A 13,562-nucleotide genomic window follows, 5' to 3' on the forward strand; every position below is an offset into this window, starting at 1 on the left:
ATAGTGTTTGCATGACGGCACGATGAATTATCGCGAGCTTTTCAGACTGTTACCGCGCTATCAATGGCGAAGACGCGACGCAGCGCGGCGCGCCCGGCGGCGGTGACGGTCACTTCCCGGTAGCCCGGCGTTCTCAGAAGCCAGCCTTCCTGTAAAAACAGCGTCAGTAAGGCGGCACCGGCATCGCCGCCCAGGTGGTAACGCCGCTCACTCCAGTCGAGACACGGGCAGCACGCTTTGCGTCTGGGCTTTGGACTGAGCGGCACCCCAAGCGCCGCAAAGCGCTCGCGCCCGAACGGCGTCAGCGCGTCGCCATCCGGCGTCAGCCATTTTTCCTCCAGCATAAACGCGTAGAGCTGCACGGCGAGTTCGCCCGCCAGATGGTCATAACAGGTGCGCGCGTGGCGTAAATGCCCCGGCGTACGGGTCGCAGGCTGACGGCGAGGGCTCATGGAAACGCCCATCAGCGTCTCCAGCAGCCCGGCGATGTCATGCCCCGCCAGCCGGTAGTAGCGGTGGCGACCCTGAGAGAGGCAGACCACCAGCCCGTGGCCCAGCAGACGCGAGAGATGCGCGCTCGCGGTGGACGGCGCGATATCCGCCACCGCGCTGAGCTCCGTCGCGGTCCACGCCCTGCCATCCATCAGCGCGCAGAGCATCGTGACGCGCGAGGGATCCGCCATCGCCGCCGCGACGCCCGACATCGCCTGCTCAAGCCCTGGCGCCGTGTCGGCGTCTGTCAGGGGGTTTCGTCCGGGACTGCCCATGGTCTGGTTACCTTTTCCGCCTGTTCGTGGTTGTCGGTCACAAGAATCAACCGGTTGGCGTGATCGCTGTACTGCACAAGAATATTCACACCGCCATCTGCCAGCGCCCGGGCTATCTCGCCAAGCTCGCCCGGACGCGCCTGCGGCAGCTTGCGGATAAGCGGACGGGCGACGTGGCGCACCGTGAATCCGGCGTCCTGCAACACCTGCTGCGCCGTTTCGCCGTCTTCCACCAGAAAATGCGCGTGGCTCTCCTGCGCAAATGAAAAGACGCCGCCGCCTTCAAGACCGACGCCGCTTTTACCAAGCAGCGTACCCAGCGCGGCCAGCGCGCCTGGCGTATTGCTGAGGATCACGTGGATATCATACATGTGCGTTATCCTTTGTATCAGAGGAATAATCGCGCAGCACCTGCGCCACGCGGATACGGTAATGCGCGAAAATGCGCGCCCGCCCTTCCTGTTGAGCGGCCTGATGCATAAGATTGCCTTTCCACTGACGCACCGCCTCTTCGCTCTCCCACCAGGAGAGCGACAAAATCCTGTCGGGCACGGTGAGGCTCTGGAACCGCTCAAGGTCGATAAAGCCCGGCGCATCCGCCAGCAGCGGTTTCAGGGCCGCGGCGAGTTCGAAATAACGCGACTGCGCCTCAGGCAGCGCCTGCGCTTCAAATAAAACGGCGATCATGGGTTTTCTCCATCACTGAATGTTGCTCCAGTGTAAGAGCATGAAAACGCGATGCTTCGCCCGCGGGCGAAATATGGAGTCGGCAGAACAGGGAGCCATCATGACTTTTCGTATCAGAAAGACCGTAACCGCAGATATTGGTTGTCTTCAGGCCATTGAGCGCTCGGCGGACAGCGCTTTTGAGACGATCCCGGCGCTCGCCTGGGTGGCGAGCGATGGCGTCCAGCCTGAGGATTTACATTACCGGCTTTGCGATCAGGGATATTCTGCGGTTGTGGTGAATAACGATGACATTCCCGTCGGGTTTATTAACGGGGAATATACCGCCGACGCGCTGCATATTCTGGGCGTGGCGGTGATGCGCGATTGTCAGGGAATGGGGCTTGGGAAAATGCTGATGGCCGGGGCCATTCATCACGCACGGGAAAAACAGCTCGCCGGGCTGACGCTGACGACGTTTCGAAACGTGCCGTGGAATCAGCCGTTTTATACGCGTCTGGGTTTTCACGTGCTTTCAGACGCAGAGATGCCGGAACGTCTGGCTCGCCTGCTTGATGAAGAAGCCGCGCACGGCTTTACGCGCGCCGGGCGCTGCGCCATGGCCTTACGGCTTTAGCCTGTACGCGGCGCCCTGTGAGACGCCGCGGTAAATAATTATTTATGCGACGGCGCGGAGAGACGAGCCAGTATAGTTTCAGCCGTCAGAGAGCCTAAAAATACCTGCGGCGGGTTATCCAGCACTACCATTGTGGGCGTCACCTCAACGCCGTTTTTAATCGCGAAAGCGGATTGCGCTTTGATCAGGTTTTCACATTCCGGTGTGGCGTCATTATCCGGTAAAAACCCCACCATCGCATTCTTCAGGCTTTTCTGTTTATCCGTGGCGCACCACACCCGGGCCATATCCGCTATAACGGAATCCCGGATAGCGCCGGGCGCGATGGTTAAAAAGGACATCGTCAGACCCGCATCGGTATAGGTATTAATGTTTTTAACGACATTGGTGCAATACACGCACTGGTTATCGATAAACACCAGCACCTGATGCGTTTCATGCGCCGCTTTAAAGGTAATGGGCTGAAGCGCGGGTAAGGCTTTGATAGTTTCCTGATAACTCTGATCCGGCGTCTGATTCGCTAACGCAGGTGCGGCCGATAACGCATTGCCACTGTGTAAGCAAACCATGGCGAGCGCCAGTAACGCGCTATATTTCATTTTACCCCCTGTACTCCCTTACTGACCGGGATTAATTTATTGTTATTACGCGCAAAAAAGCGCAGAAGCAGTGTAGCCTTCCGCGCCCCGCAGAGCATGATCTTTATCAGGATTTACTTATTCTGGTAGGTCGGTCAGAACGCCGGGCTACGTATTACCACGCCTGGTGTTGCACCACCACCCGGTAACCATCGTGATCCCTCCAGGTTTGCCCGTTGATGTCCCAGTAAGGGTTAAAAGACGGCGTGCGGGTAAACCCAGCCTCTTCGAGCGTGCGGCACGTCCGCTGCCATTCGGTATTATCCGGGTAATAAAGGACCAGCAGATCTTCATGGCCGGGCGATGGCGTAACAGGGTGTGCAAGACAGACTGTGAATTCGAGATGCCAGGGCACATCCCTGCGCCCCAGCATCACGCCGCTAAAACCCGCGTGATCGGTGAAATCCGCAAGCCGTGTCAGGCCCAGCCCCTGCGACCAGAGCCGGAAAGATTTCTCGAGATCGGTGACCGGTCTTGCAATGCGCATATGGGTAAAAGACATGTCTACCTCGTTATCGTGATAAATAAACGCGCCATCAGTGTACCCGCCGGGTGTAGCGTCATTTGTCGGCAAAAGCTTTTTTCCGGTATGATTCACGCGCCATGAGTTAGCGTGCTAATAAAAAATGCGCGGTTTATATTCTGATCATGCTTATGGTTTTTACGCAAAGCATTCCTGAATAACCCCACCCTGTATTCCCTTTGTTAACTCGCTCACAGATATTACATCGCAAAAAATAACTAATACCCTGATTATAAAGAAGATGAAAAATTCCTGAAAATATATCCTGAATATAATTTTAGTTTGTGCCGATAACCTTTATGGATTAAACAGACAATACCTTGCCCGCCGCGCTTCATCAGCGCGCGAACTATCGCGTGCCAATCAACGCGGCGGAGCAATGCGTTATGACAGCAAGATAAGCAGCCGAGGAATCAACAATGACAGGCAGACCCGGTGTTTTTAAAAATCTTTCCGTAGCAGCGAAGTTGTTTGGCGGCTTTTCAGTACTGGTCGGGATTATTATTATTGCTTCCGCCATTAATATTAATCAGCTTTCGGCTATCAGCGAGCACTCTGATAAAGAACAGCTGGTCAATCAGATAAGCAATGACCTCAATAACGCCAGGCGTAACCGGCTGATTTATCAGTTAACGCATGAAGATAAGGCCGCGCAGGCGAATCTCACCGCTATTAATAAAATGGCGGATAAAATTAAAGAAGGCGATAAGTTCACCTGGGAAAAAGACGCAGGGCTGTTATTTCAGGGACTGAGCGCGAAGGTTAAAGAGTACAGCGACGCGCGCAGTAATTTTATCGGGCTGGAAAGCGCCAGTATTGAGCAGGGTAAAAAGGTACTGGAAGCAGCCCGGCAATCCGTGTTTGACGAGGCGGCTAGCGCGCTGCGTAACAGTGAGTCGCTGTCCAAATCCAGCGTCAATCTGCTCTATTTTATCGAAAAAGCGCGGGCTGATGCGGGGGTCATTGTCTCCTCGCGTGGGGCAGACGGGCTACAGCAATTACGTGCCGACGCGCAGCAGGCTTTATCTTCACTGGCGGCGATTAAAACCGAAAATACCTCTGCGGTCGCAGGCTCAGCCGATACGCTCCAGTCAGCGCTGAATACGCTTGCCAGCGCGGCCGATGCCTATAGCCTCGCACTGAAAAACGCGAAGGCCGGGGCGGACAACATGACCGCGGTTGCCGACAAACTCAATAACGCCACTGCCGAACTGGCACAGCTCCAGGCGGATAAAAGCAGCGCCAAAATTGAGCATGTGATGTATATCGTTGCGATTGTCGCGCTCTTTTCGGTGGTTATCGGGCTGTTCATCGCCTGGCTGATTACGCGTCAGATGACCTCGCAGATCCGCTATAACCTGAACGTGGCGGAGCGTATCGCCGCAGGCGATCTGACCACGGTCATTGAAGCGGATTCTACGGATGAGCTTGGCCGACTGAGCGCGGCGATGGCGACCATGAACCAGCGACTGCGCGAGCTGATTACCCAGATCAAAGAATCGGTGGTTTATGTCGCCTCGGCGTCTTCGCAGATTTCTGTCGGTAACACCGATCTGGCCTCGCGTACCGAGGAGCAGTCGGCCGCCGTCGTGGAAACCGCCGCCAGCATGGAGGAGTTAACCTCGACCGTAAAACGCAACGCCGATAACGCCCGCGAGGCCAGCACGCTGGCGAACACCGCCGCGCAGAACGCGCGCAGCGGCGGGCAGATTGTCTGGGATGTGGTCGAAACCATGCAGAACATTACTGACAGCTCGAACAAAATCAAAGACATCATCACGGTGATTAATGGCATCTCCTTCCAGACCAACATCCTGGCGCTGAACGCCGCGGTAGAAGCCGCACGCGCCGGCGAACAAGGGCGCGGGTTCGCGGTGGTCGCAGGCGAAGTCAGAACGCTGGCCAGCCGCAGCGCGCAGGCCGCGAAAGAGATTGAGGGCCTGATTCAGGAATCCGTTGACCGTGTCAGCTCCGGCTCCGCGATGGTCAACAAAGCGGGCGAAACCATGAAGGATATCGTCTCCTCCGTGGAAGGCGTCAGCGGGATCATGACGGAAATCTCCCACGCGTCGGACGAACAGAGCCGCGGTATCGATCAGATAAGCAAAGCCGTGAGCGAGCTGGATTCCACGACCCAGCAGAACGCCGCGCTGGTGCAGGAATCCTCTGCCGCTGCCGCGTCGCTCGAACAACAGGCGGGTGAGCTGTCTCAGCTTATCTCACGCTTCCGCCTGGGCGACACGATAGTGAAGAAACCAGCGGCGAAACCGGTCATGGCGCCAACGAGAACGCTGGCTGCCGATGGCGCAGGCAACTGGGAAACCTTCTGAGTCCCCTCCTGAGCGCAACAAAAAGCCCGGCCAGCGCCGGGCTTTTTTTTACAGGCGTCACATCCTCTCTTCCGGGCAGTCGGACGCGGGCTCGCGCTCAACACGGATCAGTAGTTTTCCCTGCATCAGCAGCAGACCCGTCTTCACCAGCAGCAGCGCAATAATGGTATTTGTAAAAATAAACAGCGGAACGGCCAGCGCAGCGAAAAACCCACTCTGGCTGTGATGACCCAGATGAAGGCCTGTGCTGGCCAGGGCTGAAATGCCGAACGAGAAGCTCCAGAACGAGGGGTTAAAGGGCTGCGCCAGGTACCAGGGCATCAGCCGCAGCATAAACAGCAACTGCAACAGGCCATAGCCAAAGAGCATTTTGGCGAAGACATCCGCCTCGCCGCCGTTAACGGCAAGCCAGGCGTTACAGGCGACCAGCGCAGGCGCCAGCTGTATCCCCAGAGAGGTTCGCAGCGGCACAGGCAATGAACCTGCGCTACGCAGCCGCTGTAAAATCACAGGCTCAAGGCTCAGCCATGAGAACACGCCCGCCCCAAGGAACACGTACCCCGCATCATGAAACCCCAGCGCGCCGCATGCCATCGCGCTGATAAAATTATTCGCGACGGTGGGCAGGTAAAGCCCCGGCGTCGTGGCGTCGCCTGGATGGTTGCCGCGCCACAGCCCTGCGGACTGCCAGGCGCCATAACACAGTTGCGCCGCCACGCCGGTGAAGAAAAGCGCCAGCGCGACGGGCCGACACCAGGGGGTCATGCCAATGGCCACCAGCATCGTGGTGGCGGGAAAGAGACTGATAAAACTGCTTTGCACAGGGTGACGCAGTTCCGCCAGCACGCTCTCACGAAACGTCACGGCGCGAACAACAAACGCCACACTCAACAGCAGCCAGATAATCATCGCCAGCACAACGAAACCGTTGCCGATAAGCGAACTGACGGGCCAGAGGGTGCTGGCGTAACGCCAGGCAAAGCCCATCCCGATAATGCCTAACACCATGCCGTAGTAGCCCACCGGGAGATTAAGCACCTTCCGGGGTAATTCTTTTTTATGCATATATGATGGCTCACCAAACACGACCGGTTTTTTTACTGCGTATCCGGTCGTAAAAACGGGTCTGAAGGCCCGTATCATATCGCCGTTATGAGCCATCAGCTATTAAGAACACCCGGCGCATGCCGACGGCGACTTGTCGTGCCGTCCGTACAACATGAACAGTGTTAATAAAAGATGACGCATACCGCCATATTTTCTGTCACCTTCCTCTTTTTCATCCTGTGATTAAGCGCAACGCGCCGTTTTATTCTGCATGAAAGTTATTCTTTATTTACCGCTTCGCTATCGGGCTAATAGCCTGATTTCTGAATAATGGATAGCCAACGCTTTGAAAGTTTTTCTTTTAATAGACGCACAATATCTACCTTGCTGGTCCTTTTATTGTGCAACACCATAAGCCTCATTAATTAACAAATAAGTAACCTTACAGTTGTTGTTATTTTCAGACCATGGAAAAACATCGCTACTGGATGGCTGTGCACAGGTGAACGTAATGAAAGATGAAGTGGAAATCGTGGTTATCGGCAGCGGCTTCGGCGGCGCGATTGCCGCGAAGCGTCTCGTGGAAGCGGGGCGCGAAGTGGTGATGCTGGAGCGTGGCCCGTGGCGAGACACCGTTCCAAACCGCTCGATCGGCTGCCAGCCTCTTGTCTCATTGCCTCAGGGATGGAAACTCCTCACCCACAGTCTCCGCTCCGTCCAGTCATCGGCATTCCGCCGCCCGTTAGTTCTCAACACCAAAGGCTTTATTGAAGCTTATAAAGGGCGTGGCATTAATATTATTTGCTCATCGGGTGTCGGCGGCGGCAGCCATATTTATGCCGCGATGCTGGCGCGCCCGGTCGCCCCTGATTACTGGGACGGACACCATCAGGACATCACCGCGCAAAAGATGGATGGCTATTACAAAGAGATGGTCAGTCTGTTGAATGCAAGAAGCATTACGCCTGACGATCGCGTCCCGAACGCCATTAATGAAACCTGTTATGACGGGCTGCTCTCTACAGACGGCCTGCCCGCGCCGTTAATTGGCGTGCTGTTTCCCGACACGCCCGGCCACGCGCAGACCGTCGTGGATAACAATGGCGTGGCGCGCCAGGAGTGTGATTACCGTAATAACAGCGTGCTGGGTTCGCCGTCTGGCGCAAAAACGACGCTGGATTTCGCAGCGATCTGGCCTGCCATACAAAGCGGCCTCGACCTGCGTGAAATGTGCGAGGTGACCTCCCTCTTAAAGCTCACTGACGCACCCGACGGAATGCGCTACGAAATCCTCTATAAAGATCACCGCGGAAAAACGCATCGTCGCCTGCGCGCCAGGCATGTGATCCTCGCGGCGGGCTGCCTGAATACGGTTCGGTTACTGCTACAAAGCCGTGCGACAAAAGGCGGCGTTACGGGGATGCCGCGGCTTGGCGAGGGGTTCGGCACCAATGGCGGATTTTTCGGCTTCTGGAGAGAGAACAGCGACCGCGATCTGTCGGTAGGCCTGCCGCTCAGCGGCCCGTTCCGGGCGCGCGGCTCGAAAAGCCAGTCGGTGCTGATGCTGCGCGCCGCTATGCAGGGACTGGATGATTTTCCCCTGCCCGGCTGGCTCAGAAAGTGGACGCGCCGCAACAGTTTTCTCGTCGGCCTCGGCAAAGATAACAACAACGGCACGATGCAGCTGAATAAGGGCCGGTTCAGGGTGACATACGACAAAAAATCAAGCCATGTTTATCAGGAAATCGAGGACGAGATGAACGCCATCAGGCGGCTGCTCAACACAAAAATTGTCGCGCCCTCCTCACCGCTGACCGTTCAGCCGCTTGGCGGCGCCTGTCTCGGCGCCTCGAATGCCGATGGCGTCATCGGCGCAAATGGCGAGATCTTCGATAATCCTGGTTTATACGTCGCGGATGCCGCCGCGCTGCCCGAGTCCCCTGGCCGTCCGCCCAGCCTGACCATTGCCGTCTGGGCGGCGCAGGTGGCTGACGCTTTACTGGAGACGCTCTCCGAGGAGGATGCCACGCATTCGGGCCAGGAAGCGCCCGTCCGTTAACTGCGCCTCTCGCTTACCTTTTTATCCGTTATTGCAGGTTGATAAATGAAAAATAAAGTGGAAGTTTTGATCATTGGCAGTGGATTTGGCGGCGCAACCGCAGCAAAGCGTATCGCGGCGGCGGGCCGTGATGTCATGATGCTGGAGCGCGGCCCGTGGCGAGATACGGTGCCGAACCGGTCGCTGGGGTTAAAAAATCTTGTGCCGCTGCCGCAGGGCAAAAAAGCGTATACACACGGGATACGCTCGCTCGGCTCCCACCGGATGAAGCGTCGCGTAACGCTTAACAAGAAAGGCTTTATCGAGGCGTATTCCGGCGACGGCATTAATGTTATTTGCTCATCCAGCGTCGGCGGCGGCAGTCATGTTTACGCAGGCTTCCTGGAGCGCCCGCTGTTCCCGGATTACTGGGACAACCATCACCCTGCTATCTCGCAGGCCGGTATGGAGCCTTACTATCAGGAAATTATCGAGGCTTTCGCCGCCCGCCCGCTGACGCCTGAGGATCACGAGCCCAACCGCACTGAAGACAACAACTATCAGGGCTTGCTGACCTGCCTTGGGCACCCGGCTATCGGCATGTTGCTGCCCGCGATACCGGGCAAGCCTGCAAAAATCACCGATAAAAACGGCATTGAGCGCTGGGAGTGCGACATGGAAAACAACAGTTTTCTGGGCTCGCCGTCCGGCGCGAAAACCACGCTCGACTTCACGTTTATCTGGCCTGCGGTACAGCAAGGGCTGGTTGTTAAAGATCTGTGCGAAGCGTTAGCCATCACGCGGCTGGAAGAGGCGCCGGACGGAATGCGTTATGAGGTGCGCTATAAAAACCATCACACAGGCGCTACGGAAGCGGTGCAGGCGCAGCATGTGATTGTCGCGGCTGGCGGGCTGAATACGACTCGTCTGCTGCTGCGCAGCCGTGATGTCACTAAAGGTCTGAAAGGGATGCCGCGCCTGGGGCGTGAATTCAGCGGCAATGGCGATTTCTTTGGCGTCTGGAAAGAAAATAGCGACAGGGACCTTTCCCGAGGCATGCCGATCGCCGCGCCTTTTCGCCTGCATGACTCAACCAACTCGCGCGTCATCGTGCTTCGCGCGCATATTCAGGGGTTGCAGTATGTTCCCGCGCCCGCGTTATTAAAGCGCTGGTTACGTAAACAGTCGGTGATTATCGCGTTCGGCGGCGATAACAGCACGGGCGTCGCCTCGATTGAACGCGGGAAATTTGTGATTAAATATAGCGTCAAAGATAACGATATTTACGCGGACATCGACGACGAGCTTAAAAATATTAAATCCCGCACTAAGACGAAAATTTACGCGCCGCGTAATCCGGTCACAGTCCACCCTATGGGCGGGGCATGTCTGGGCACATCCATCCTGGATGGCGTTGTGGGTGATAACGGAGAAGTTTTTGATAATCCGGGGCTTTATGTCGCCGACTCGGCGGCCTTGCCGATGTCTCCTGGCGGCGCGCCGAGCCTGACTATCGCCGCCTGGTCCTGTAATGTCGCAGATAAACTGATTGCTAAATTAACGCACGGTTCCTGAAACTTTCCCTGCTGATTATTTTCACGCCGCCCGGGATAAGCCCTTTCGCACCGGGCGGCGCTTATTTTTCAGGCAGAGTAACGTTGCTCCTTAAAAGCGAAACTTTCGCCATAACATATTTTATCTGCGTTGAGATGCCCTGCCCACCACTTCACAATATGCTACCGTTTTTTCGCCGTTAACAGGGAGTATAGGGCATGTCATTACGTCAACGGCTATTTGTCCTGATGCAGTATACGCTGCCGCAACATCTTTTATCCCGCCTGACCGGTCGTATAGCGCTTATTTCTGCGCCCTGGTTTAAGACCCGCCTTATTCGCTGGTTTATCCGGCGCTATCACGTTGATATGCGCGAGGCGCGTGACGAGAATATTCAGGACTATGCCCACTTCAACGCCTTTTTTATTCGCAGACTGAAAGCGGAATGCCGGTCTGTCGCTGCCGGGAACGACGTGATTGTCAGCCCGGCGGATGGTCTGTTAAGCCAGGCAGGCGATATTCATGAGGCTCGTTTATTTCAGGCCAAAGGCCATGAGTACACGCTAAAGGCGCTGTTGGGCGGAAACGAGAAACACGCCGCGGCGTTTCACAACGGCAGCTTCGCCACGGTCTATTTATCTCCGGGCGATTATCACCGTGTGCATATGCCTGCCACAGGCGTTTTACGTGAAATGGTGTACGTGCCCGGAAAACTGTTTTCCGTCAACCAGACCACCGTCAGCCACATTCCCGGCGTGTTTGCCCGCAATGAGCGAGTCATCTGTTTTTTTGATACCGACGCCGGGCCGATGGCGATTGTACTGGTTGGCGCCATGATAGTGGCTTCCGTGGAAACGGTATGGGCAGGCGTCGTGAATCCGCCGGGGAGAAAGATGACCAGCCTGCGTTATGCCAGCCCGTTGCGCCTGGAGAAAGGCGATGAACTGGGGCATTTTCATCTGGGTTCCACCGTTATCGTGCTGTTTGGCGAACAGCGCGTGCGCTGGAATAACGCCGTGCTGGAAGGGAAGACTATCCGGTACGGAGAGGCGCTGGGCCGCGCCACCGCGCCCTGAACGACGTGAATGGACGGCCTCAGGTTACGCGGGTTTCTGATCGGTTAAAAAGGTGATGGCATACCCCTGCGCCTTCCAGTGGGCGGCGCGCTCCTGCTGCTCGCGGGTGAGCGGCGCATCGGTCCAGACGAAAAAGTGCTGGTTAGGGAACAGCTCAGGGTGCGGCAGATCAAGAGGCTCGGCCAGCAGGTCAATATGCCAGCCCTGGTGCGCAAGGCGGCAGGCTTCCAGCCACAGGCGGGCGCGATCCACATTGCCCCAGCCCATCAGCAGCGCTTCTTTGGTGGTTTTTTTGCGCGCTTCGGCAAGAAACAGCGTAGCGTATTCGATAAGCGCGCCGTCCATCATGCTGCGCATCGACGGTGCGGTGTATTGATCGAGGCTTAACCGATGGCGTACCGGCAGAAAGACGTTATCGATAAGCCCGTCCACGGCGTTTTCGCGCAGCAACGCCGTGATTTTGGCGCGCAGCGTCGCCGGGCGCGCCTGACGCACCACGCTCATCATCTCTTCCTGAACCACATTCCACGCTTCGGGCGCCACCACGACGTCTTTATCGAGCAACGCTTTCACTTTGCCGACGGGTACGCCGCTTTTGATCCAGCGTTTTATCTCTTCAATACGCTGAATGTCGTCTTCATCGAACTGGCGATGGCCGCCTTCGCTGCGTTGGGGTTTAAGCAGGCCATAGCGCCGCTGCCAGGCGCGCAGCGTCACGGGGTTAATCCCGCACCGTTCTGCTATCTCGCCAATGCTGTAAAACGCCATAGGATCTTCACTCACGATCAAAACCGACACAGGAATCTCTCAAAAATTTAACTCTCCCTAGCTTGTACAATTTTTGATAATTGTACAACCATGAAGTTAATTTAAGAGCCGTCTGGTTGATAAGGGTATGAATTCAAAGCGCTGCGAGCAACAAAAAAGTGTACTTAAAATGCATTAAATCCTGGAGAGGGGCGCATGCCGGGTCAGCATGCGCCATGAGGGCGTGAACCTTTACAGACCGAATTTTTTCTCAGGCCATGCCACGGCAGGAATGCCGCCGAGCGCCGGTTTGGCAAAAAGGTGTCCCTGAAAAAGGGTAATACCGGCCGATTCCAGCCACATCCACTCTTCGGCTTTCTCAACGCCCACCGCGGAAATCGCGATTTCCAGCGACGCGCAGCATTTGATAAGCGCCTGTACAATCGCCTGACGCGGCCCGCTTTTATGAACATCGCGGATAAGCTCGCGGTTGATCTTGATGCGGTCCGGCTGGAACTGGGCCAGCAACAGCAGCCCCGCGAAACCCGCGCCAAAGTGGTCAATCGCCACACGCAGGCCCGCCGCCTTAAGCTGACGAATCGCGTCGGTGAACTCATCGAGACGAGAAATCACTTCGCTTTCCGTAAATTCCACAATCACCTGATCCGGCACCAGCCCGTTGGCCTGAATTTCCTGCACCAGATACTCCACCGCGCCCGGAATTTTCACCAGCGTCATCGGATGAAGGTTTACGCACAGTGTCTGCTGACCGATACGAAGCGCGCCTGCGATTTCAAACGCCGTTTTTTTGCTTTTCAGATCAGCTTTATACAGCGCTTCGCCCTCAAGCCCTTCGAAAAAGGTCTGCGGCGACGCGCCGTCCGATGTGCGCAGCAGCGCTTCCAGCGAGACCACTTCACGCGCCAGCGGATCGATAATGGGCTGAAAAGCGAAGCGGCTGTCGCTGTTTGCAGCTGCGGTCGCGGGCGCCGTCACGCCGTCGTCTTCGGTGATGAAATCCCAGCTGTCGCCCGGCGGGATCTCAAAATAGTTTTCTTTTTCAGTTGCTTCGACAAACGTCTGGAAGAACTGCAGCGCGCGGTCGCCATACACCAGCTGGTATTTCGACGTGCCTTTATTCAGCACATGCTGGAGCACTTCGTCGCGCTCATAATCGCGTAAATCAAAGAGTTCCATGCCCGATTTACCAAAGCGGCGCGACGGCGCGTAGTCGCACAGCAGCTCCACCAGATTGTAATGACGCGTATCGGCGCAGATGGCGCTGTAGATAGATTTCACATTTTCTTCAGGGCCTTCAAGCAGCTGGAAAAAGTGCCGACCATTGAAAAGCAGAATGCCGGTCACATCAGCCTGGCCGTTTTTGTTGTTCGCCGCATTCACCATCTCTTCCAGTACGGTGACCGGAACGTCGTCGCAGATATGGCTGCGATAAATTATGGTTGTGAGCATCATGCATCCCGTGAATAGGTGAATAAGCGGCCACCTTAACAGATGACCCGTCGGGCGTCTTGTTGTGAT

General features: G+C 56.3%; 13 protein-coding genes. 5 read left to right on the forward strand and 8 right to left on the reverse strand.

Annotation, left to right across the window (positions count from 1 at the left end; translation table 11 throughout):
* Nucleotides 1-41: 41 nt before the first annotated feature.
* Genes AACV31_RS04555 through AACV31_RS04565 form a run of 3 tightly spaced genes read right to left on the reverse strand, consistent with a single transcriptional unit; the run spans nucleotide 42 to nucleotide 1,454 of the window.
* Nucleotides 42-767 carry an ArsR/SmtB family transcription factor gene (locus AACV31_RS04555; protein WP_165156415.1) on the reverse strand — a complete coding sequence of 242 codons (726 nt, stop codon included), beginning with the start codon at nucleotides 765-767 and terminating at the stop codon, nucleotides 42-44.
* Nucleotides 740-1,138, reverse strand: a complete 399-nt coding sequence (locus tag AACV31_RS04560; RefSeq protein ID WP_165156413.1) for an amino acid-binding protein — start codon at nucleotides 1,136-1,138, stop codon at nucleotides 740-742. The genes AACV31_RS04555 and AACV31_RS04560 overlap by 28 nt, the downstream gene beginning before the upstream one ends.
* A complete protein-coding gene (locus AACV31_RS04565; protein WP_165156411.1) occupies nucleotides 1,131-1,454 on the reverse strand; it encodes an antibiotic biosynthesis monooxygenase family protein in 324 nt (107 codons plus the stop codon). The genes AACV31_RS04560 and AACV31_RS04565 overlap by 8 nt, the downstream gene beginning before the upstream one ends.
* A gap of 100 nt (nucleotides 1,455-1,554) precedes the next feature.
* Between AACV31_RS04565 and AACV31_RS04570 the strand changes: the two genes are divergently transcribed.
* Complete coding sequence (locus tag AACV31_RS04570; protein ID WP_165156409.1) at nucleotides 1,555-2,070, forward strand: GNAT family N-acetyltransferase; 516 nt, start codon at nucleotides 1,555-1,557, stop codon at nucleotides 2,068-2,070.
* Nucleotides 2,071-2,108: 38 nt separating this feature from the next.
* Here the strand turns inward: AACV31_RS04570 and AACV31_RS04575 are convergent, their stop codons facing one another.
* Together AACV31_RS04575 and AACV31_RS04580 are read right to left on the reverse strand one after the other, a co-directional pair.
* A complete protein-coding gene (locus AACV31_RS04575; protein WP_165156407.1) occupies nucleotides 2,109-2,669 on the reverse strand; it encodes a thioredoxin fold domain-containing protein in 561 nt (186 codons plus the stop codon).
* A gap of 154 nt (nucleotides 2,670-2,823) precedes the next feature.
* A complete protein-coding gene (locus AACV31_RS04580) occupies nucleotides 2,824-3,210 on the reverse strand; it encodes a VOC family protein (RefSeq protein ID WP_161590019.1) in 387 nt (128 codons plus the stop codon).
* A 440-nt stretch (nucleotides 3,211-3,650) separates the two neighbouring features.
* On the opposite strand from AACV31_RS04580, the gene AACV31_RS04585 reads away from it, so the two are divergent.
* Nucleotides 3,651-5,561 carry a methyl-accepting chemotaxis protein gene (locus tag AACV31_RS04585; RefSeq protein WP_165156405.1) on the forward strand — a complete coding sequence of 637 codons (1,911 nt, stop codon included), beginning with the start codon at nucleotides 3,651-3,653 and terminating at the stop codon, nucleotides 5,559-5,561.
* A 57-nt stretch (nucleotides 5,562-5,618) separates the two neighbouring features.
* On the opposite strand, the gene tehA is transcribed toward AACV31_RS04585, so the two are convergent.
* Nucleotides 5,619-6,626 carry a dicarboxylate transporter/tellurite-resistance protein TehA gene (gene tehA, locus AACV31_RS04590; protein ID WP_165156403.1) on the reverse strand — a complete coding sequence of 336 codons (1,008 nt, stop codon included), beginning with the start codon at nucleotides 6,624-6,626 and terminating at the stop codon, nucleotides 5,619-5,621.
* Nucleotides 6,627-7,119: 493 nt separating this feature from the next.
* On the opposite strand from tehA, the gene AACV31_RS04595 reads away from it, so the two are divergent.
* The 3 genes from AACV31_RS04595 to asd all read left to right on the forward strand — a co-directional run bounded on the left by AACV31_RS04595 (nucleotide 7,120) and on the right by asd (nucleotide 11,276).
* Nucleotides 7,120-8,667, forward strand: coding sequence for a GMC oxidoreductase (locus AACV31_RS04595; RefSeq protein WP_165156401.1), 1,548 nt, complete (start codon nucleotides 7,120-7,122; stop codon nucleotides 8,665-8,667).
* Between the two features lie 45 nt (nucleotides 8,668-8,712).
* Nucleotides 8,713-10,221: a GMC oxidoreductase gene (locus AACV31_RS04600; RefSeq protein ID WP_007767468.1), complete on the forward strand. Its 1,509-nt coding sequence runs from the start codon at nucleotides 8,713-8,715 to the stop codon at nucleotides 10,219-10,221.
* Between the two features lie 197 nt (nucleotides 10,222-10,418).
* On the forward strand, nucleotides 10,419-11,276 hold the full coding sequence (gene asd, locus AACV31_RS04605) for an archaetidylserine decarboxylase (protein ID WP_165156399.1): 858 nt from the start codon (nucleotides 10,419-10,421) through the stop codon (nucleotides 11,274-11,276).
* Between the two features lie 24 nt (nucleotides 11,277-11,300).
* Here the strand turns inward: asd and AACV31_RS04610 are convergent, their stop codons facing one another.
* Nucleotides 11,301-12,044, reverse strand: a complete 744-nt coding sequence (locus AACV31_RS04610) for a MerR family transcriptional regulator (protein ID WP_041924235.1) — start codon at nucleotides 12,042-12,044, stop codon at nucleotides 11,301-11,303.
* Nucleotides 12,045-12,275: 231 nt separating this feature from the next.
* Nucleotides 12,276-13,493, reverse strand: coding sequence for a diguanylate phosphodiesterase (locus AACV31_RS04615; protein ID WP_105582442.1), 1,218 nt, complete (start codon nucleotides 13,491-13,493; stop codon nucleotides 12,276-12,278).
* Nucleotides 13,494-13,562 lie beyond the last annotated feature (69 nt).

This window comes from Cronobacter sp. EKM101R, assembly GCF_963888145.1.
Taxonomy (GTDB): Bacteria; Pseudomonadota; Gammaproteobacteria; order Enterobacterales; family Enterobacteriaceae; genus Cronobacter; species Cronobacter turicensis.

What these genes read in the sequence shown, in the direction of transcription:
- AACV31_RS04615 (WP_105582442.1), bottom strand. Translation starts at nt 13,493, where the DNA reads ATGCTCACAACCATAATTTATCGCAGCCATATCTGCGACGACGTTCCG.
- AACV31_RS04595 (WP_165156401.1), top strand. Translation starts at nt 7,120, where the DNA reads ATGAAAGATGAAGTGGAAATCGTGGTTATCGGCAGCGGCTTCGGCGGC.
- AACV31_RS04575 (WP_165156407.1), bottom strand. Translation starts at nt 2,669, where the DNA reads ATGAAATATAGCGCGTTACTGGCGCTCGCCATGGTTTGCTTACACAGT.
- AACV31_RS04560 (WP_165156413.1), bottom strand. Translation starts at nt 1,138, where the DNA reads ATGTATGATATCCACGTGATCCTCAGCAATACGCCAGGCGCGCTGGCC.
- AACV31_RS04570 (WP_165156409.1), top strand. Translation starts at nt 1,555, where the DNA reads ATGACTTTTCGTATCAGAAAGACCGTAACCGCAGATATTGGTTGTCTT.
- AACV31_RS04610 (WP_041924235.1), bottom strand. Translation starts at nt 12,044, where the DNA reads ATGGCGTTTTACAGCATTGGCGAGATAGCAGAACGGTGCGGGATTAAC.
- AACV31_RS04585 (WP_165156405.1), top strand. Translation starts at nt 3,651, where the DNA reads ATGACAGGCAGACCCGGTGTTTTTAAAAATCTTTCCGTAGCAGCGAAG.
- asd (WP_165156399.1), top strand. Translation starts at nt 10,419, where the DNA reads ATGTCATTACGTCAACGGCTATTTGTCCTGATGCAGTATACGCTGCCG.
- AACV31_RS04580 (WP_161590019.1), bottom strand. Translation starts at nt 3,210, where the DNA reads ATGTCTTTTACCCATATGCGCATTGCAAGACCGGTCACCGATCTCGAG.
- AACV31_RS04600 (WP_007767468.1), top strand. Translation starts at nt 8,713, where the DNA reads ATGAAAAATAAAGTGGAAGTTTTGATCATTGGCAGTGGATTTGGCGGC.
- AACV31_RS04565 (WP_165156411.1), bottom strand. Translation starts at nt 1,454, where the DNA reads ATGATCGCCGTTTTATTTGAAGCGCAGGCGCTGCCTGAGGCGCAGTCG.
- AACV31_RS04555 (WP_165156415.1), bottom strand. Translation starts at nt 767, where the DNA reads ATGGGCAGTCCCGGACGAAACCCCCTGACAGACGCCGACACGGCGCCA.
- tehA (WP_165156403.1), bottom strand. Translation starts at nt 6,626, where the DNA reads ATGCATAAAAAAGAATTACCCCGGAAGGTGCTTAATCTCCCGGTGGGC.